At 67.7% G+C, this 19517-nt stretch carries 22 protein-coding genes; all 22 read right to left on the bottom strand.

The features are described from left to right. Window positions 1–97: 97 nt before the first annotated feature. On the bottom strand, window positions 98–628 hold the full coding sequence (locus AC1DVU_RS14405) for an adenine phosphoribosyltransferase (RefSeq protein ID WP_476923137.1): 531 nt from the start codon (window positions 626–628) through the stop codon (window positions 98–100). 70 nt (window positions 629–698) lie between these two features. Further along, window positions 699–1172: a hypothetical protein gene (locus AC1DVU_RS14410; RefSeq protein WP_476923138.1), complete on the bottom strand. Its 474-nt coding sequence runs from the start codon at window positions 1170–1172 to the stop codon at window positions 699–701. 102 nt (window positions 1173–1274) lie between these two features. Then, complete coding sequence (gene secF, locus AC1DVU_RS14415) at window positions 1275–2366, bottom strand: protein translocase subunit SecF (protein WP_476923139.1); 1092 nt, start codon at window positions 2364–2366, stop codon at window positions 1275–1277. Continuing rightward, on the bottom strand, window positions 2366–4039 hold the full coding sequence (secD, locus tag AC1DVU_RS14420) for a protein translocase subunit SecD (protein ID WP_476923140.1): 1674 nt from the start codon (window positions 4037–4039) through the stop codon (window positions 2366–2368). Before secD ends, secF begins: the two co-directional genes overlap by 1 nt. Further along, window positions 4039–4344, bottom strand: coding sequence for a preprotein translocase subunit YajC (gene yajC / locus AC1DVU_RS14425; RefSeq protein ID WP_476923141.1), 306 nt, complete (start codon window positions 4342–4344; stop codon window positions 4039–4041). Before yajC ends, secD begins: the two co-directional genes overlap by 1 nt. Before the next feature lie 127 nt (window positions 4345–4471). Further along, window positions 4472–5524 carry a Holliday junction branch migration DNA helicase RuvB gene (ruvB, locus tag AC1DVU_RS14430; RefSeq protein WP_476923142.1) on the bottom strand — a complete coding sequence of 351 codons (1053 nt, stop codon included), beginning with the start codon at window positions 5522–5524 and terminating at the stop codon, window positions 4472–4474. Then, the gene (gene ruvA, locus AC1DVU_RS14435) at window positions 5524–6114 is read right to left on the bottom strand and encodes a Holliday junction branch migration protein RuvA (protein WP_476923143.1); all 591 of its coding nucleotides are present in this window, start codon (window positions 6112–6114) and stop codon (window positions 5524–5526) included. Before ruvA ends, ruvB begins: the two co-directional genes overlap by 1 nt. Next, window positions 6111–6626, bottom strand: a complete 516-nt coding sequence (ruvC, locus tag AC1DVU_RS14440; protein WP_476923144.1) for a crossover junction endodeoxyribonuclease RuvC — start codon at window positions 6624–6626, stop codon at window positions 6111–6113. Before ruvC ends, ruvA begins: the two co-directional genes overlap by 4 nt. Window positions 6627–6717: 91 nt before the next feature. Then, window positions 6718–7479, bottom strand: coding sequence for a YebC/PmpR family DNA-binding transcriptional regulator (locus AC1DVU_RS14445; protein WP_476923145.1), 762 nt, complete (start codon window positions 7477–7479; stop codon window positions 6718–6720). A gap of 30 nt (window positions 7480–7509) precedes the next feature. Next, window positions 7510–8112 carry a pyridoxal 5'-phosphate synthase glutaminase subunit PdxT gene (gene pdxT, locus AC1DVU_RS14450; protein ID WP_476923146.1) on the bottom strand — a complete coding sequence of 201 codons (603 nt, stop codon included), beginning with the start codon at window positions 8110–8112 and terminating at the stop codon, window positions 7510–7512. 281 nt (window positions 8113–8393) lie between these two features. Further along, window positions 8394–8936, bottom strand: coding sequence for a signal peptidase I (locus AC1DVU_RS14455; protein ID WP_476923147.1), 543 nt, complete (start codon window positions 8934–8936; stop codon window positions 8394–8396). A 71-nt stretch (window positions 8937–9007) separates the two neighbouring features. Next, window positions 9008–9970, bottom strand: a complete 963-nt coding sequence (locus tag AC1DVU_RS14460) for a signal peptidase I (RefSeq protein ID WP_476923148.1) — start codon at window positions 9968–9970, stop codon at window positions 9008–9010. Continuing rightward, complete coding sequence (locus tag AC1DVU_RS14465) at window positions 9967–10581, bottom strand: TasA family protein (protein ID WP_476923149.1); 615 nt, start codon at window positions 10579–10581, stop codon at window positions 9967–9969. The genes AC1DVU_RS14460 and AC1DVU_RS14465 overlap by 4 nt, the downstream gene beginning before the upstream one ends. Continuing rightward, window positions 10568–11131, bottom strand: a complete 564-nt coding sequence (locus tag AC1DVU_RS14470; RefSeq protein WP_476923150.1) for a signal peptidase I — start codon at window positions 11129–11131, stop codon at window positions 10568–10570. The genes AC1DVU_RS14465 and AC1DVU_RS14470 overlap by 14 nt, the downstream gene beginning before the upstream one ends. Before the next feature lie 47 nt (window positions 11132–11178). Next, window positions 11179–11712 (bottom strand): alternate-type signal peptide domain-containing protein, encoded by a 534-nt coding sequence (locus AC1DVU_RS14475; RefSeq protein ID WP_476923151.1) that lies wholly within the window; start codon window positions 11710–11712, stop codon window positions 11179–11181. 431 nt (window positions 11713–12143) lie between these two features. Continuing rightward, a complete protein-coding gene (gene pdxS / locus AC1DVU_RS14480; protein ID WP_476923152.1) occupies window positions 12144–13040 on the bottom strand; it encodes a pyridoxal 5'-phosphate synthase lyase subunit PdxS in 897 nt (298 codons plus the stop codon). Window positions 13041–13180: 140 nt separating this feature from the next. Further along, entirely contained in the window at window positions 13181–13729 is a 549-nt protein-coding gene (locus tag AC1DVU_RS14485; RefSeq protein WP_476923153.1) for a hypothetical protein, read from the bottom strand. 141 nt (window positions 13730–13870) lie between these two features. Continuing rightward, a complete protein-coding gene (locus AC1DVU_RS14490) occupies window positions 13871–14473 on the bottom strand; it encodes a sortase domain-containing protein (protein WP_476923154.1) in 603 nt (200 codons plus the stop codon). Window positions 14474–14552: 79 nt separating this feature from the next. Beyond that, the gene (locus AC1DVU_RS14495; protein ID WP_476923155.1) at window positions 14553–16193 is read right to left on the bottom strand and encodes a sigma-70 family RNA polymerase sigma factor; all 1641 of its coding nucleotides are present in this window, start codon (window positions 16191–16193) and stop codon (window positions 14553–14555) included. 127 nt (window positions 16194–16320) lie between these two features. Then, window positions 16321–16959, bottom strand: a complete 639-nt coding sequence (gene pgsA, locus AC1DVU_RS14500) for a phosphatidylinositol phosphate synthase (protein ID WP_476923156.1) — start codon at window positions 16957–16959, stop codon at window positions 16321–16323. A 3-nt stretch (window positions 16960–16962) separates the two neighbouring features. Beyond that, entirely contained in the window at window positions 16963–17511 is a 549-nt protein-coding gene (locus tag AC1DVU_RS14505) for an HIT family protein (protein WP_476923157.1), read from the bottom strand. Then, window positions 17508–19484 (bottom strand): threonine--tRNA ligase, encoded by a 1977-nt coding sequence (gene thrS, locus AC1DVU_RS14510; protein ID WP_476923158.1) that lies wholly within the window; start codon window positions 19482–19484, stop codon window positions 17508–17510. The genes AC1DVU_RS14505 and thrS overlap by 4 nt, the downstream gene beginning before the upstream one ends. Between the last annotated feature and the right edge of the window lie 33 nt (window positions 19485–19517).

Raw genomic sequence — 19517 nt, forward strand, 5'->3', positions numbered from 1 at the left:
GGGTGGCAGCCGCAGCGAGCACGAGCACGGCGACGAGGATGAGGGCGACGATGCGGACCTGGTGGGGGTTCATGGTTCTCGATTCTGGGATGAGGGCTCAGTACGTACGCAGGCTGGCGCAGCCCACCGGTGCGAGGCGCTCCTGGCCGCCGAGGGCGAGCAGCTCGATCATCACGAGGTTGCCGGCGACCATCGCGCCGGCTTGCCGCACCAGATCCGCGGCGGCGAGCATCGTGCCGCCCGTGGCGAGGACGTCGTCGACGACCAGCACCCGCGCGCCGGACTGCAGCGCATCGACGTGCATCTCGAGCACGGCCGAGCCGTACTCCAGGTCGTACGAGGTCGACAGGGACGCAGACGGCAGCTTGCCGGCCTTGCGCACCGGCACGAAGCCGGCACCCAGACCCAACGCGATGCTGGGACCGAACAAGAACCCGCGTGCCTCGATGCCGAGCACGGCGTCGATCGGGCCGGCCTGCTGGGCCAGCTCGACGAGCCCGTCGATGACGGCCGACAGCGCCGCCGGGTCAGCGAGCAGCGGGGTGATGTCGCGGAACGTCACGCCAGGCTCTGGCCAGTCCTCGATCGGGCGGACCAGGCGATCGATCATCTCGTTCAGGTCGCTCATGTGTCCCTTTCTCTACCGAATGACAGCAGGCCCCGCAGGCGTACGCCTACGAGACCTGCTGCCTGCATGACTATGACGCGTTGAGGTCGACCTTGCAGGTCTTCTTCGCGTGCGTCTCGATCGCCTTCGACGCCTTCTCGTAGTCGGCGCTGCTGAGCTTGGACATCTCGCTCGCCAGACCCTGGAGCTTCGACGTGTCGACGCCCTCGGGCATCTCACCCTGCTGGATCTTGGCCAGGTCCGCGAAGGTCAGGCCGGCATCCTTGAGCGCCTTCTCCACCGTCGCGATTGCGCCGTCGAGCTTCTTCCAGTCCTCGTCGATGTCGCTGGGAGCCTCGTCGGCCAGCTTGTGGAACGTCTTGAACGCCGCGTCCAGGTCGCCGAGGTTGCCGGACGAGAGATCGCCGAACGATGCCTTGGCCTTCTTGAGGTCCTTGCAGTAGTCGCTGCTCGAGCCACCACTGCCGCCACCGTCGCCGCCGCCACAGGCGCCAAGGGAGCTGGCGAGCAGAACTGCGCTGGCCAGGGCCATGGGAATCTTCATCTGTTCTCCTCCAGAGTGCGGCATCGCCGGGACTGTTGCCCGCCGCCGATCAATGCGTACAGCATCGCACGGGCACGGACGTCGTGGTCGAGCCTATGAGCTTCACTTGCCGCGCTTGGACCGCGGCTGGCGAGACGGTTGCGTACGCTTCGAGGCTCCCGACGCGGCCACGGGGCGGTGGACCGGCGCGGAGGCAACGGCGACGGGCTCGCTGCCCTGCTTGGCGCGCTTGGCCATCACCCGCCCGGCGTGGGCCTTGATGGCCGGCTCGCGCTCCTTGAGCTGCGACACGAACGGCGTCGCGATGAAGATCGAGGAGTAGGTGCCGGCGAGCATGCCGACGAACAGCGCGAGAGCGAGGTCCTTGAGCGGTCCAGTGCCCAGGACTCCCGCGCCGGCAATCAGCAGCGCGCCGACCGGCAGCAGTGCCGTGATCGAGGTGTTGATCGACCGGACCAGCGTCTGGTTGAGCGCGAGGTTGGCCTGCTCGGCGTACGTCTTGGACGTCGACTTGAGGATGCCCTTGGTGTTCTCGCGCACCTTGTCGAACACCACCACGGTGTCGTAGAGCGAGAATCCGAGGATCGTGAGCAGGCCGGTCACAGTCGCCGGCGTGACTTCGAAGCCGGACAGCGCATAGACACCGCCGGTGATCAGCACGTCGTGCGCCAGCGCGACGATCGCTCCCAGCGACATACGCCACTCGCGGAAGTAGGCCCAGATGAAGATCACGACGAGGACCAGGAAGACGATCAGACCGGTCAGCGCCTTGGTGGCCACCTGTTTGCCGTAGGTCGGGCCGATGAGGTTCTGGCTGACCTCGGTAGCCCCGGCCTTGGTCAAGGACTCGGTGATCTTGGTCGCCTCGTCCTGCGAGAGCGCCCGGGTCTGGATCCGGATGAGGTTGGCACCGGAGGTCTGCACCGTCGGGTCGCCGGCCTCTGGCACGTTGGCGTCCTCGACCGCCTGGACCAGGTCGTCAGACGTCGCCGAGTTGGCGGTCTGGACCTTGGCGGTGAACTCGACGCCGCCCTTGAACTCCACGCCGTAGTTGAACCCTCGCAGCACGAATGCCAGGGCCGCGACGAGCACGATCATCGCTGAGATCGAGTACCAGAGCTTGCGACGTCCGACGAAGTCGAACGAGACGCGTCCCTCGTAGAGGTGCTGTCCGAATGTGCTGATGCGGCCCATCAGTTGACCTCTCCAGTGGTGCGGACTTCGGCCGAGCGGGCAATCTGCGAGACATTGCGGCCGGTGATGCCCAGGTGAGCGGCGTCAAGGCCCGACAGCTTGTGGCCCTGCCCGAAGAACTTCGTGCGCGCGAGCAGTGACACCAGCGGCTTGGTGAACAGGAAGACCACGAACACGTCGATCAGCGTCGTGAGACCGAGCGCGAACGCGAAGCCGCGGACCACGCCGATCGCGAAGATGAACAGCGTGAGGGCGGCGAGGATCGACACCGCGTCGGCGGCCAGGATCGTGCTCCGCGCACGGACCCAACCCGCCTCGACCGCGAGCCGAAGTGACTTGCCGTCACGCACCTCGTCGCGTATGCGCTCGAAGAACACGATGAACGAGTCGGCCGTGATGCCGATCGCCACGATGAGGCCGGCGATGCCGGGCAACGTCAGCGTGAAGCCCATCCCCTTGCCGAGCAGCAGGACCATCGCGAACGTGAGGGCTGTTGCCACGAGCAGCGAGCCGATGATGACAAGCCCGAGACCGCGGTAGTAGAGGAGGCAGTAGACCACGACCAGGATCAGGCCGATGACGCCGGCGAGCAGGCCGGCATGGAGCTGGGTGCCGGCCAACGACGGTCCGATCTCCTCGCTGCCGTTGACCCCGAACGTCAGGGGCAGGGCGCCGTACTTGAGCTGGTTGGCGAGCGTCTTGGACGAGTTCGCGGTGAAGTTGCCCGAGATCTGCGACTTGCCGTTCGTGAAGTGTCCATTGGTGGTCGGCGAGCTGAGGATCTCGCCGTCCAGCACGATCGCGAACTTGCTCGCCTGATCGTTGCCCGCCTGCTGCTGCTGGTAGAGCGCATTCGTCACGGTGTCGAACGTCTTCTTGCCCTGACCCTTGATCGCGATCGCGACGACCCAGTTGGTCTGCTGCTGCGGCAGCTCAGCGTTGGCGCTCTTGACGTCGGTGCCCTCGATGATCGTCGGGCTGAGGACCTGCACCTCGCCGGTCGACTGGTCGCAGGTCACGAGTGGTTTGCTCGCCACGTCGTCGACCTTGAGGCCCTTCTTGACGCACTGGAAGCCCTTGGCCTGCTCCTGAAGAGCAGCGATGCCTGCTTGGTAGTCCTTGGGCAGGCTCTGGAGACCGGTCGTCTCGGCCTTGATCATCTGGTCGAGCGTGAGCTTGCTCCAGTCGACCTTGTCGATGATCGCCTGCTGCTTGGCGGTGTCGGTCGGCGTGGTGGCACCGGCGAGTCCACCGGCCCACACGAGCCGGAACCGGAGCTGCGCGGTCTTGCCGACCTCGTCGACGATGCCGGCCCGGCGCTCGCCGGGGATCTCGATGATGACCTGGTTGCTGCCCTGCGTGGTGACCTCGGCCTCGCTCACGCCGGTGGCGTTGACACGCTGGTCGATGATGTCGCGGGCCTGTTCGAGCTTCGGTGTGGTGACCTTGCCGTCCTTGGAGCTCGCCTTGAGCGTGATCCGGGTGCCGCCCTCGAGGTCGAGACCGAGCCTGGGCTGCCAGGCACTGTCGTCGCCCTTCTTGTTGTTGAGGTCGATCAGCGCGACCAGGCCGTACAACGCGATGATCGCCGCGAGGAACAGGACGAGAGTGCGCCTGGGGCGGGGCAGGTTGCTGGCTGCCTTGATGCCCCGGCTCTTGGGATTGGTCGCCATCAGTCGTCAGTGCTCGTTTCGGGTGTCTCAGGTGTCTCAGGTGTCGCGGCGGGGATGACCTGTGCCACGGCCTGACGCTTGACGGTGAGGACCGTGTTGGCCGCGACGCGCAGCTCGATCGTGTCGTCGCCAACGGACACGATCTCGCCGAAGATGCCGCTCGCGATCATGACGCGTGCGCCGGGAGTCAGCTCGCTCTGCACCTTGAGGAACTCCCGCTGGCGCGCCCGCGCCGGGCGAAGCACCAGGAAGAAGAACGCCAGAACGATGAGGATGAGGGGCAGGAGTACGCCCAGGTTTTCCACGGTTGATGCTCCCGAATGAGTATGAGGTCGCCGCCGATGGGCAGGCATGACCGGAGGCCATCGGGAAGTTTAGCCCCTCCACGCCAGCATCGTGACCTGGCTCATGCCCAAGCTGGTGCCCGGGCGGTCAGCGAGGGTCGTCGTCGAGCGGCAATTGGTCGAGCGAGGCCGGGACAGGGAGTCCCAAATGCCGCCAGGCGCCCGGAGTGGCGACCCGACCGCGAGGCGTGCGGGCCAGGAATCCCAGGCGTACGAGGAAGGGCTCGGCGAGCTCCTCGACGGTCTCGCGCTCCTCACCGACGGCCACCGCAAGCGTCGAGACCCCGACCGGCCCGCCGCCGAAGCTGCGGCACAGCGCATCGAGGACGGCGCGGTCGAGGCGGTCGAGGCCGAGCTCGTCGACCTCGTAGAGCGCCAGTGCATCGCGCGCCACGGTGTGGTCGACGACTCCCCCGGCGCGCACCTCGGCGAAGTCGCGGACCCGCCGCAGCAGGCGGTTGGCGATGCGTGGCGTGCCGCGCGACCTGGAGGCGATCTCGCGTCCGCCGTCGTCGGTCACCTCGAGGTCCAGGAGGCCGGCTGACCGATCGACGATGCGGTGCAGCTCGGCAGCGGCGTAGTAGTCGAGCTGCGCCGTGAACCCGAACCGGTCGCGCAACGGGCTCGGCAGCAGGCCGGCACGAGTCGTCGCCCCGACGACGGTGAAGGGCGGGATCTCGAGCGGGATCGCCGTCGCACCAGGGCCCTTGCCGACGATGACGTCGACGCGGAAGTCCTCCATCGCCATGTAGAGGAGCTCTTCGGCTGGACGCGACATGCGGTGGATCTCGTCGATGAACAGGACGTCGCCCTCGTTGACGCCCGACAGGATCGCCGCGAGGTCACCGGCGTGCTGGATCGCGGGCCCGCTGGTGATGCGCAGCGGTGCGGCCAGCTGATGGGCGATGATCATCGCGATCGTGGTCTTGCCGAGTCCGGGCGGCCCGGACAGCAGCACGTGGTCGGGCGTACGCCCACGAGCCACGGCCGCCTCGAGCATCAGCGAGAGCTGTTCGCGTACGCGCTCCTGGCCGATCAGCTCGTCGAGGGTGCGTGGGCGCAGGGCCGCTTCGAAGGCTCGGTCCTCGGGACCGGCCTCGGCGACGATTGCCTCGAACTCCTCGCGTTCGTCGTCGTGCATCAGCGGGCCTTCGAGAGGGTGCGGAGCGCGTCACGCAGCACGGTGGACACGTCAGGGGTCGCGCCGGGTTCGATCTCGGCGGCGACACGTTCGAGTGCGGCGTCGGCGTCGCGGGCCGACCAGCCGAGCCCGAGCAGCGCCTCGTGCACCTGGTCGCGCCACGCGGGTGCACCGGTCGCGGCGAGCGTCGCCACCCCGACACGGTCCTTGAGCTCGACGACGATGCGCTCGGCGCCCTTGCGCCCGATGCCGGGCACCGAGGTGAGCGTCGCAAGGTCTCCCTGGCCGATCGCTTGGCGCAGCCGATCGGGGTTGAGCACCGCCAGCATCGCCTGAGCGACCTTGGGGCCGACACCACTCGCGGTCTGCACGAGCTCGAACATGTCGCGTTCATCGGTGCTGGCGAAGCCGAAGATCGTCAACGAGTCCTCGCGGACCACCATCGACGTCGAGAGCTGCACCTCTTTGCCGATGCGCAGCGAGGCGATCGTGCTCGGCGTGCACATGACCTGCATGCCGACTCCCCCGACGTCGATGACGGCGGAGGTCAGGGTCACCGCGGCGACGGGGCCGCGTACGTGGGCGATCATCGGGCCGCCTTCTCGATTGCCGCCTGGAGCCGGGTCTGCGCTCCCCCGCGCCAAATGTGGCAGATCGCCAGCGCGAGGGCATCCGCGGCATCCGCGGGTGTCGGAGCGGAGGTCAGTCGCAGCAGGCGGGTGACCATCTGCGTCACCTGCGCCTTGTCGGCTCGCCCGCTGCCGGTCACGGCGGCCTTGACCTCGCTGGGCGTGTGGAGCTGCACGGGTATGCCGTGCCGGGCAGCGACGACCATCGCGATGCCGCTGGCCTGCGCGGTGCCCATGACGGTGCGGACGTTGTGCTGGCTGAAGACGCGCTCGACCGCGACGACATCGGGGCGGTGCTCGAGGATGCTCGCTTCGACCTGCTGCTCCAGCTGATGCAGTCGACGGGCGATGTCGAGGTCCGGCGGCGTGCGGAACACGCCGACGTGCACCATCGTCAAGGCTTTGCCGACCGAGCCGTCCACGACTCCGACGCCGCAGCGCGTGAGACCTGGGTCGATTCCGAGGACCCTCATCGGCCGACCACCGTGCATACCGAACGCATGTTCGACAGCCTAGTCGCGATGACTGTCACGCCGAAGACGACGCGCCGGGGCTCGGGACTCGCTACTGGACCTGGGCCATGACCTCGTCGGAGGCGTCGAAGTTGGCGAACACCGCCTGCACGTCGTCGCTGTCCTCGAGCGCATCGATCAGGCGCATGACCTTGGTCGCGGCGTCGACGTCGACCTCGACCGTCACCGTGGGCACGAACGACGCGTCGGCCGAGTCATAGTCGAGCCCGGCCTCCTGCAGAGCCGTGCGTACGGCCACCAGGTCGGTCGGCTCGCAGATGACCTCGAATGTCCCGTCGAGATCGTTGACGTCCTCGGCTCCCGCGTCGAGCACCGCCATCAGCACGTCGTCCTCGTTGGTCTGGCCGCCTTCCTGCTCGGCCGGCACCATGATGACGCCCTTGCGGTGGAACATGTACGAGACCGAGCCGGGGTCGGCCATCGTGCCGCCGTTGCGGGTCATCGCGGTGCGGACCTCCATCGCGGCCCGGTTGCGGTTGTCGGTGAGGCACTCGACGAGCAGCGCGACGCCGCCGGGGGCATAGCCCTCGTACATGATCGTGATGTAGTCGACCGCGTCGTCACCGACGCCACCGCCGCGCTTGACGGCCCGGTCGATGTGGTCCTTGGGTACCGAAGACTTCTTGGCCTTCTGGATCGCGTCGTAGAGCGTGGGGTTGCCGTCGGGGTCCGGTCCGCCGACCCGCGCGGCGACCTCGATGTTCTTGACCATCTTGGCGAACATCTTGCCGCGCTTGGCGTCGACGATGGCCTTCTTGTGCTTGGTCGTCGCCCACTTGGAGTGGCCTGACATGAGCACATCCTTTCTTGAAGCGCTGTCGTTCTACGACTGCTTGACGAGGTCGACGAAGTAACGGTGGACGCGATCGTCGCTCCCGACTTCGGGGTGGAACGAGGTCGCCATCAGGTTGCCCTGCCGAACGGCGACAATTCTACCGGCGGCTTCGCCCGACGGGATCGTCGCGAGGGGCATGACCTCGGGACCGAGCGTCTCGACCCACGGCGCGCGGATGAACACGGCGTGCACCGGCTCACCGAATCCGTCGAACGCGATGTCACCCTCGAACGACTCGACCTGTCGACCGAATGCGTTGCGCCGCACCGTGATGTCCAGGCCCCCGAGCGTCTCCTGGCCGACGATGCCGTCCTCGATGCGGTCGGCCAGCATGATCATGCCGGCGCATGTGCCGAAGGCCGGCATGCCCCCTCGGATGCGGTCGACCAGCGGATCGAACAGCTCGAACGAACGGGCCAGCTTGTACATCGTGGTCGACTCGCCACCCGGCAGGACCAGGGCGTCGCAGCGCGCGAGCTCCTCGGGCCGACGGACCGTGAACGCAGGCACGCCGAGGTCGGCGAGCACGCGGAGATGCTCGCGTACGTCACCCTGCAGGGCGAAGACGCCGATCGATGGGGAAGCCACCACACGAGCCTAGCGGCGTCGCGGCCCGCGAGAGATCGCGCCGTCCGTCGGACAACGGCGGCGGCGTGGGAGACGAATCTCCAGGGGATACGCCGCCGCCGTCGCTCCCTCTCGGATATCCCTCCCGATCGGGTCGACGGAGGCAAGCACTTCTGAGACGCAGTACGTCGGGGTCGTGCTCCCTCTGTTCACCACCACGCGTGTGAAGCACTCCCATACTTCGACGCGGTGATGACCGAAATCATACTCTGCCGCCAATGAGAAGTGCGATCCCTCGATTCGTGTCACGGAGTAGAGCGCCGCGTGCCCCGGCGTCTCCGGCGCGGGACGAACAGCACGACTGCGAGGCAGGCCACGAACACGCCCCCGATGCCGATCGCGACGAGCCCCTGCGCGGGCCAGAACGCGTACCCCAGCAGAGGGATCGTCAGAAAGACCCGATCGACCTTGGTGACGTCGTACGTCTCGACGTCCGGCACGGCGTTCGCGTCGGCCTGCAACGTCAGCCGAATGCGGCTCCCGTAGGGCTGGACCTCGACGACCCGATGGGTCACGCGGATGCCTTGCCGGCTGGTCACTCTGACGATGTCGCCGTCGCCGACGTCACCGGCCGAGACGGTCCTCGCGAGTGCCAGGTCGCCGGGAGAGATCGCCGGCGCCATCGAATCGGATCTGAGCACGATGGGTGCGACGCCGAACACGGCTCCCAGACCCGCCGCCAACAGGCAGACGACGCCAAGCGCCGCTCCCACGTTGAGCAGGGTCGTACGCCAGAAGCCACCGGTGCGCGGGCCGGACCTGGCCTTGCGTTGTCCCACGTGCGGCATCGATTCCTTGTTCGGGTCTCCCACCCGGCGAAGACTCTAGCGTCAGCTTGACGGCTGAGCGGTCACCACCGTCAACTGCAGGAGCCCAGCACGAAGAGCACCACCGAATAGTTCTTCGAGTTGGACGCCGCCGAGGTCCAGGTGACTGATCCGTAGTTGCGTTGCGTCTGCACGGTGAACGTGCCTGACGTCGCGACTCCGCTGAACGACTTGCTGAGCGTGCCGGCCGACACATTCTGGGACGTGTTTCCGCCGGATCCGAAGTGGAGCACGTAGCCCGTGGCTCCGCTGACAGCGGTCCAGTTGATCGTGACGCTGCCGATTCCAGTGCTTCCGCAGGAGACGACGGGCGCCGCCAGCGTGCTCGCTGTCAGGTTGGTCCCGGTCGCCGGTGCGTCATTCGTCCAGAACGCAGCCGAAGCAGGGGACGCCACTGCGAGTGTGGTTCCGACGGCCGCGAGCGCGACCGTGCGCGCAGCCACCCGCGACCCCCGCGCTGCCTTTCGCGCTCCCCCGCGCCGCGGGCGCACCGGCGTATCCGTCCCGCCCGGCGGAGGGCGGCGGAACGCCAGCACCAGCATCCCGGTGACATACGCGCCCAATACGAACAGTCCACCGGGTCCCGAAGCTGCGTCGACGACGTATCCGGCCTTGGGGATGTCGAAGAGCACCCGCTCTACGCGGCTCGCGGTGTACGTCTCGGCATCGGGTGCCCTGTTGGCGTCGCCCTGGAGCGTCAACCGCCGAGCATCACCCTGTCCCGAGATCTCGCGCAGCCGGTGGGTCACCCGGTTCCCGTCGGCGTTGACCACCGAGACGACGTCTCCGGTCTCCAGTGCGGAGGCGTCGACCGTACGCGCGACGGCGAGGTCGCCGGTGTGAATGGCGGGCGACATCGATCCGGACCGGAACACCAGCGGCGTGATTCCGAAGGCGTAGCCGGCGACGGTCGCAAGGATGCACGCGAGACCGAGGACCGCTCCCCCGGTGAGGAGGACCTCCCGGGTGCCATGCAACATCGTGCGCCGCGTCATGAGACGTCCGAGGTCCCGGTCGCGGTGAACGTCGCTGTCGCGGCCTTGGCCTGCAAGCTGCTCGGGGCGGTGTCGGCCAGCTTGACCTGGAAGCAGAGGCTCTCGGTGCCGCCGCTCGCCGTCAGCGCCGCGGAGGGCCGTCTCGCGAGGATCGTGGTCGTGGTCGTGCTGGTCAACGGCTGATCCGTGACGAGTGCCGTGCCGCCGGTGCACGTCGCACCGGACTTGGTGCCGCCCTGGCGGATCGTGAGCAGCAAGCCGTTCGCCGCTGCGGTGTTGTAGTCGGCCGCATTGGTCCCGGTCAGCCCCCCGGTCAGGGTGTACTTCGCCGGCGCCGTCCCGTTGTTCTTGACCGTCAGCACTTCGGCCGAGGTGTTGCCCGGCACCATGGCCGACATGCTCAGCGTCGTGGTGGCGTACGAGTCGACGTTGTTGACCTGCAGGTCGAGCGTGCCGGCGGTGAAGGTCGTTCCGGTGATGGTGACGTCATCCGTCCACGAGGCGAACGTGCCGACCGAACCGATGCCGAACGCAACGCCCAGGCTCAGCAGTGCGCGGACGCGCACCGATGACGTGAACCGGCGACGGGTGGTGTTCCTATGACTCGACACGGGAATTCTCCTTCCGGCCGCGGCTTCGCGCAGCGGCGGTGAACATGCCTGCGGCATAGACGAGCAGTCCGAACGCGACGACCACGACCGCGGTCTGTCGTTGCGCCGCGGTGAGGGCGTTCGAGACGAAGCCGAGGCGCGGGATCGCGTACCACCGCTGTCCCTTGATCTGCACCGGCATCACGGGCTCTGGGTCCGGCGTGGCGTTGGCGTCCCCTTGGGTGCGGAACACCCGATTGCCGTCGCCATCGAATCCGATCGCGACGACCCGGTGTGTGACGACCGCGCGCTCGCCTGACGTCAGCTGGTACGTGATGACGGCGCCGACGGCGATGTCCGACGCATCGACCGGCTTGACGACGACCAGTGTCCCCGGCGGCATGCCAGGCTTCATCGAGCCCGTGAGGATCGTGTACGGCGTCGCTCCGACGAGCCGAGGGATCAGCACCGACACGACGAGCACCAGCAGGATCGCGGACATGACGAACCACGAAACTGCCTGGATCAGCCAGCTTCGCGCAGGGTGACGTGAAAGGCGATGTGACGACATCGTGGCCCCCGAGCCGGTCCGCCCCCGAGGCGGCGGACCGGATCAGATCAGCTGTGGACCTGCTGGGCGGCGATCGTGACCGCGTTGAGCGTTGCGGTCAGGTCCTGCGTACCGTTGAGTGACGCCGCGTCGAATGTCACCGCGATCGTCGCCGTGACGGTGTCGCCGTCATTGTCCTTGGTGATCTCAGCCGGTATGTCGACCCCGTCGATCTGGTACGTCGCATCGATGTCGAGATCGGCGGTCAGCGCGTTGGCCGCGGCGAACCCTCCGCCGGTGACGCCGAGCGTCGCGCGCAGATGGTCGCCGAGTGCTGTGATGTCGAACGTGCAGACCTTGGTGATCACGTCACCCGGGACAACTTGATCGCCGGGAGCGTACGGATCGTTCGCGGTGGCTTCGCCGTCGTCGAGCAGCCAGCCGGCGCCACAGTCCGGCGTCGACAGCTTGAGCTCGCCGCTGGCGATGCTGCCGCCCGGGACGCTGACGTTGGCATTCCAGAACGCGAGCGAGCCGGCCCCACCGAGCAGCAGGATCCCGGCAGCCGATGCCGCCAGGGCGCCCTTCGTTGACTTCTTCATGTTCTTACTCCCTTTGACGTCTCCCCAGACGACCCCGATGGTCATGCAGTTGTGACGTACTCCCAGGGCAATCCTGACGCGAAAAAAGACGACCTGTTTCGATTATGCGAAAGATGGCCCATTCGAACCACGCGTCACATGCCGACGAACCACATCGCGCGCCCCAACGAGGCCGCCCCGCGTGATGCGGTTCGGCCGTAGCGAACCCGACCATCGGCCGAGCGCAGCGAGGCTACTCAGCCATAACGACGAGCGAAGCGAGGAGAGGGCGTTCCGGCGAAGCCGGACAGCGGCGAGGCACGAGCCGCGAAGGAGCTGCGAGGTACGAGCAGCTCACGCCCTACCATGGGCCGAGCGCAGCGAGGCAGCCGTCCAGGCGAAGCCTGGCCGCGACGAAGTCGCGGGAACGGCGAGCTTGCGAGCCGTACGGCCTACCAGCCTCTTTCCGCCAGCCGGTGGGGCTCGGGGATGTCGTCGACGTTGATGCCGACCATCGCCTCGCCCAGACCGCGCGAGACCTTGGCGATCACGTCGGGGTCGTCGAAGAACGTCGTGGCCTTGACGATGGCCTCGGCGCGCTGGGCCGGGTTGCCGGACTTGAAGATGCCCGAGCCGACGAACACGCCCTCTGCACCCAGCTGCATCATCATCGCTGCGTCCGCAGGGGTGGCGATGCCACCGGCGGTGAACAGGACGACCGGCAGTTTGCCGTTCTCGGCGACTTCCTTGACCAGCTCGTACGGTGCCTGCAGCTCCTTGGCCGCGACATAGAGCTCGTCCTCGGACAGTGAGCCGAGGCGACGGATCTGCGCACGAATCTGGCGCATGTGCGTCGTCGCGTTGGACACGTCACCGGTGCCGGCCTCGCCCTTGGAGCGGATCATCGCCGCGCCCTCGGTCAGCCGCCGCAGCGCCTCACCCAGGTTGGTCGCGCCACACACGAACGGGACGGTGAACTGCCACTTGTCGATGTGGTTGGCGTAGTCGGCCGGGGTCAGCACCTCGGACTCGTCGATGTAGTCCACACCGAGCGACTGCAGGACCTGGGCCTCGACGAAGTGACCGATGCGGGCCTTGGCCATCACCGGGATCGAGACGGCCTCAATGATGCCGTCGATCAGGTCGGGGTCAGACATGCGGGCGACGCCGCCCTGCGATCGGATGTCTGCAGGTACGCGCTCCAGCGCCATCACGGCGACTGCGCCGGCGTCCTCGGCGATCTTGGCCTGCTCGGCGTTGACGACGTCCATGATCACGCCGCCCTTGAGCATCTCTGCCATGCCGCGCTTGACCCGCGACGTACCGACCGTGGTTGCTTCGTTGCTCACTGCTGTGTCCTTTGATGTGCCCAGATGATCGATTCCAGTCTACTCGCGCAGGGGTTTCCTCCACGGGCAGGACCGGTCGCCGGGACGCAGCGAAGGACCCCGCACCCCTGGACGGTGCGAGGCCCCTCGGTTTGCTCGGATCAGGCCTTGGCGCCCGTACGCTTGCGGACCGCGAACGCGACACCAGAAGCTGTCACGGCGAGGCCGCCGGCGAACAGCCAGGCGATGTCCAAGCCCTCGTCCTGCTGCGCGGCGGCGAGACCCGCGTCAACGCGGTTCGGGAGCTGGAGGGTGTCGACGACGTCGTCGACGGAGCTCTTCGACTCACCGCCGTTCGGCTCGTCGCCATCCGTGGGCTCGTCCTTGTCCGGCGGGCAGTCCACGCCGTGCGTCGGGCAGGGCTGCGGGTTGGTGATGACGTCGGGTCCATCGGGCTGCGTCGGCTTGGGCGCGGGGCCGACCTTGTCGTCGGGAGCCTCGGGCATGGGCAGCGGCGCCTTGTCCTGGGGGCCCTTCGGCTTGACGGATTCCGGCGCGGCGACGATGTCGAGGTCGGGCTGCGGGTCCGTGTGCGGCTGAACGATGACGACCGGGCCCGGCTCGGACGCCATGGCGGCGGCGGGAACCATCGTGAGGGCGGCGGTGGCCAGAGGTGCGGCGATCATCAGGTTGCGGATCGTGGTGTTCATGTCATGTTCTCCTGTTGGGTTGGCGTTGCTGCTGTGGTGGTGTCAGTGGCTTGTCGGTTGTAGGAGCACGACCCCCTTGGAGTCCTTGCAACTTTTCGGCAGGTTTTTCTGGGGACGTCTCACGAAGTCCAAAACCGCAGGTCAGGGCGCCAGTCGGGCGTAGACGATCGTGTTGTCCGGGTACGTGCGGGTCGCGGGATCCGGCTTGCCGCCGCAGGTGATCAGGCGCAGAACCGGGGCGTCGGTGTCACTCCAGATCCGCTCGTACGGAAGCGCGTCCTTGGCGGCTCGCTCAACGGCCTCGACGACGAACGTCGAGCTGCCATCAGTCCGCCTGACCGTGACGGTGTCCCCCGGTTCGAGATCGTGCAGCCGGGCGAACACGTCGTCGCCCGCCGGCCCGTGGACATGCGCGACGAGGACCGCGGGGCCGGGCGCACCGGGCCGGGGCCCCAGGTCGTACCAGCCGGCGTCACCGAAGTCAGGAGTCTGCATGGCACCGTCCGACTTGAGCCCCACGCCGTGCAGCCGTTCGCTGACCTTGATGGCGGGAATCGACAACCGGGTCGGCTTGCCCACTGGTCGGACCTTGTGGGTGATCGTCACCGGCGGTGGTGGCGGTGGTGCGTGGGTGGCCACCGGGGCGGGCGCCGGGGTCTCAGGCGCCGTGACGCTGCCGGTGAGCCCGGACAGCGCCGCCCAGGTTGTGGCGGCGGCGATGGTCGTGCGGACGATGCGGTTCATGCCTGGTGCCTCCGGGTCTCGTGTACCTACACGAGTGGGAGCACCAAGACGGCTCAGTCCTTACAACTATTGCCAGCCGCTATTGGGGGCAGGGGTCGATGTTGACCGTGCGGGATGGCCCGGTCGCGGTGTTGCCACGCGAGTCGGTCGCGGTCACCCGCATCGTGACTCGCCCGCCGTTCGCGAACTGCCCCATGTCGGCGACCCAGAGCGACCCACGCGACCGCATGGTGGCGCTGCCGGAGCCGGCACCGCTCCAGCGCAGGACCACCGAGGCCAGACCGCTCTCGTCCGAGACGCTCACGCTGACCGGATTGCTCGTGCAGGTTGATGTGGCGCCGGCGCTGGGCTGCCCGACGACCGGGTTGTGCTCCTCGACCAGCGAGACCTTGACCTCTGCGCTGCCCGAGACCCACGAGATGCCGATCGTGCCGGAGGACGACCCTTCGCGGACATCGCCGCGATCAGCTCGTAGGGCCACCTGCAACGACGTGCCGGCCTCGACCCGGCCGGTCGACGGCGATGCCGAAAGCCAGGCGGTGCTCGAGGTCAGCCGGTAGTCGACGGGGAGGCCGCCGGTGTTCGAGAGGGTGATCGTCGAGGTGCTGCCGCTGCGGCCGAGCGAGATCGACTTCGTGGACACGACGAGGACGCCCGGCGCCTTCGTCGTCTCGGACGGGGTCGGTGTGGGTGTCGGTGTCGTGGAGGCCTTGCCGTCGGCCGTCGGCGTCGGCGACGGGAGCGCGGTCGGCGTCGTCACGACATCGCCCTTGGGAGACGCGTCGTCGTCGTTTCCGGCCCAGAACAGCGCGGCGACGCCCGACAGGATGATCACGACCGCTGCGGCCGCAGCGGTGACGGCTGCGCGTGGCCGGCGCCGCGGCGTCAATGCGGCCACCGGGGTCAGCGGCTCCCCCGCTGGCGTCGTGTAGGCCACGAGCTGCGTGTCCCCGACCACGCGGTCGCGCAGTGTGAGCGGCGCTGCGAACAGCGGCACCGAGGCGAGCAGCATCCACGGGCTGAGGATCTTCTTGCGCCGCTTCGAGCAGACATCGCAGTCGTCGACGTGGCGGGAGACCCGCTTCCTGACCAGCGGCGAGAACGTGCCGTCCCAGTCGGCCAGCACGGCGTCGAGCTCGTCGCAGTCGTCCCGGCCGAGCCGGGCGATCAGCAGCGCGCCGAGCGAGCGATCGACCTGAGCCTTGAGGCGGTTGATCATGACGTACGCGTTGGAGGCCGAGACGCCCATCGCCTCGCCGAGCTCGGCACCCTCGAGGCCGTGCCTGAGGTGCAGGTCGAGGAGGGCGCGATCGCGGTCGGCGAGTCCGGCCGACGCGTCCCACACGATCTTCTGCATCGCCGCCCGCTCGGCCTCCTGGTCAGGAGTCGGCGCGTCGTCAGCCATCTGAACCAGCTGCTCCTCGCCGCCGAATGCGACGCGTTTGCGCGCTCGCAGCTTGCGCAGGCACTCGCTGCGCACGATGGCGTACAGCCACGGCCGGAGCCGCTCCGGCTCGCGGAGCTGACTGAGTCGCTCGGCGACGATCACGAACGAGTCCGCGACGGCGTCCGCCGCATCCTCGCGGTGCCGCAGCATCGAGTATGCGAAGTCGTAGAGCTTGTCGCCGTAGCGGTCGTAGACCGCGGCGAACGCGTCGCGGTCTGCTGCCAGCACCCCCGCGACGAGTTCGGCGTCCGTGCGTCCGGTCTCGTCGGTCACGCAGGCATCCTAGGGAGGAATGCGGCGACTGTCCGGCAACGCACGACATCGGTCATCTCTCTTCTCCTGGCGGTGGTCTCACCCGTAGGAGTCGCGGGACGGTCGAAGTCTTACAAGTTTTTCCCGATCAGCTGTCGAGGCCGGGCGACGCCACAGCCTGCTTGTGCACCATCAGCATCCGCTGGGCCACCGTGATCGTGCTGGCCACGGCCAGGGCCCACAACGTGATCTCGCGCAGGAACGGTGCGTCGAACATGCCCGAGAAGCCCGTCATGCACAAGATCGCGACCAATCGGTCTGAACGCTCAGCGATGCCGCCCTTGGCCGTCATGCCGAGGCTCTCGGCGCGCGCGCGGGCGTACGAGGTCAACGATCCGAGCACGAGGCACGCCAGGCTCAGGTAGAGGTAGATCTTCGGGTCGCCGAGGTCGGCCTCCGCGTCGGAGGTCGTGTAGTAGAGCAGCAGGCCGCCGAACACCGCGGCGTCGCCGACCCGGTCGAGCGTCGAGTCGAGGAAGGCGCCCCACTTGGACGACAGCCCTGCCTTGCGGGCCATGTAGCCGTCGATGATGTCGCTGAAGACGAAAGCCGTGATCACCAGGACGCCGATGAGGAACTCTCCCCGCGGGAAGAAGATCAGCGCACCGGCGCTGACGCCGATCGTCCCGACCCAGGTGACCCAGTCCGGTTTGACGCCGAGCTTCAGCAGCAGGTCGCCGAGTGGCGCCCAGACGTTGGACCAGAACTGTCGGAAGCGTTCGAGCATGAGTTACTCCTTGGGCCAGGCGGCCGCGAGCATGTCGCGGGTGTCGCCCAGCAGTTGCGGCATGGTCTTGGTCTGTCCGATGACCGGCAGGAAGTTCGAGTCGCCGCCCCACCTGGGCACGATGTGCTGATGCAGGTGCGCGGCGATGCCGGCTCCGGCGATGTTGCCCTGGTTCATCCCGAGGTTGAACCCGTGCGGGCTCGTCACCTCGCGCATCGTCCGCATCGCGGTCTTGGTCAGCTCGGCGACCTCGAGGGTCTCCTCATCGGTCAGATCGGTGTAGTCGGCGACATGCCGGTAGGGACACACGAGCAGGTGGCCGGCGTTGTAGGGATAGAGATTGAGCACGGCGTATGCGGACTCGCCCCGGTGCACGATGAGCCCTTCGACATCGTCCATCTGCGGGATGCGGCAGAACGGGCAGTCCGCCTCGTCGCCAGTCGCCGGCTTGCCCTCACCCTTGATGTAGACGATGCGGTGCGGGGTCCAGAGACGCTCGAACGCGTCCGGCTCCCCCACGCCGTCCTGCTGACCCGTGTCGCTGTCGGTCATACCTGCACTCGTGTCTCGACCGCCTGGACGATGCGGGCGATGGCGTCGTCGAGCGCGATGCCGTTCTCCTGCTCACCGCTGCGATAGCGGAACGACACGGCACCGGCCTCGATGTCGTTGTCGCCGGCGATCACCATGAACGGGACCTTCTGGGTCTGCGCGTTGCGGATCTTCTTCTGCATGCGCTCGTCGGAGTGGTCAACCTCGACGCGTATGCCCTGGGCCTTGAGCCGGGTCGCGAGCTCGTAGAGGTAGTCGGCGTGACGCTCGGCGACCGGGATGCCGACGACCTGCACGGGTGCGAGCCAGGGCGGGAAGGCGCCGGCGTAGTGCTCGACGAGGACGCCCATGAACCGCTCGATCGAGCCGAACTTCGCCGAGTGGATCATGACCGGCTTCTGCCGGGTGCCGTCGGCCGCGACGTACTCGAGGTCGAAGCGCTCCGCGGACGGCATGTTGAAGTCGTACTGGATCGTCGACATCTGCCACGTACGGCCGATGGCGTCACGGGCCTGCACCGAGACCTTGGGGCCGTAGTAGGCGGCGCCGCCCGGGTCGGGCACGAGCTCGAGGCCGGTCTCGACGCACACGTCCTCGAGCACCTTGGTCGCGACGGCCCAGTCCTCGTCGGAGCCGATGAACTTGTCCGGCTTGGAGTCGTCCCGCGTCGACAGCTCGAGATAGAAGTCATCCATGCCGAAGTCACGCAGCAGGCTCAGCACGAAGTTGAGCAGGTGCCGGATCTCGTCCGGAGCCTGCTCCGGGGTGACGTACGAGTGCGAGTCGTCCTGCGCGAACCCGCGCACGCGGGTCAGGCCGTGGATGACGCCGGACTTCTCGTTGCGATAGACGTGACCGAACTCGAAGAGCCGGAGCGGCAGCTCACGGTATGACCGACCGCGCGAGCGGAAGATCAGGTTGTGCATGGGGCAGTTCATCGCCTTGAGCCGGTACGGATTGCCGTCGACGTCCAGCGCCGGGAACATGCCCTCGCCGTAGTACGGCAGGTGGCCCGAGGTGTAGAAGAGCTCTTCCTTGGCGATGTGCGGGGTGCCGACGTACTCGAAGCCCTCTTCGATGTGGCGCCGGCGGACGTAGTCCTCCATCTCGCGCTTGATCACACCGCCCTTGGGGTGAAACACCGGCAGGCCGGAGCCGATCTCGTCGGGGAAGCTGTAGAGGTCGAGCTCGGTGCCCAGCCGGCGGTGATCGCGGCGCTGCGCCTCCTCGATGCGGTGCAAGTGCTCGTCGAGCGCCTCCTTGGTCTCCCAGGCGGTGCCATAGATGCGCTGCAGCTGCTTGTTCTTCTCGTCGCCCCGCCAGTAGGCGGCGGCACTGCGCATGAGCTTGAAGGCGGGAATGCGCTTGGTGGTCGGCAGGTGCGGGCCGCGGCACAGGTCCTTCCAGGCCAGCGAGCCATCGCGCTTGAGGTTGTCGTAGATCGTGAGGCCGCCCGCGCCCACCTCGACGCTGGCACCCTCGGCAGCGTCGCCGGCGGTGGACTTGAGGCCGATCAGCTCGAGCTTGTAGGGCTCGTCGGCGAGCTCGGAGCGCGCGTCGTCGTCGGAGATCTCGCGACGGTCGAACTTCTGCCCCTCCTTGACGATCTTGCGCATGCGCGACTCGATCTTGTCGAGGTCCTCGGGCACGAACGGCTCGGGCACGTCGAAGTCGTAGTAGAAGCCGTCGGTGATCGGCGGGCCGATGCCGAGCTTGGCCTCGGGGAACAGCTCCTGCACGGCCTGAGCCATGACGTGGGCGGTCGAGTGGCGCAGGATGTCGCGGCCGTCCGGGGAGTCGATCGCGACTCCTTCGACCCCGTCACCGTCGGCCAGCTCGTACGCGAGGTCCTTGAGCTCACCACCGACACGGGCGGCGATGATGTCGGGCGAGTCGGCGAACAGCTGCCACGCCTTCGTGCCCTTCTCGACAGCTCGTGACTCTGAGTTCAGAACGATCTGGATGTCGGACATGCGTGACCTCTGTTCGGTATGACGCGCCCTACG

Source organism: Aeromicrobium sp. P2_G6 (genome assembly GCF_056403535.1).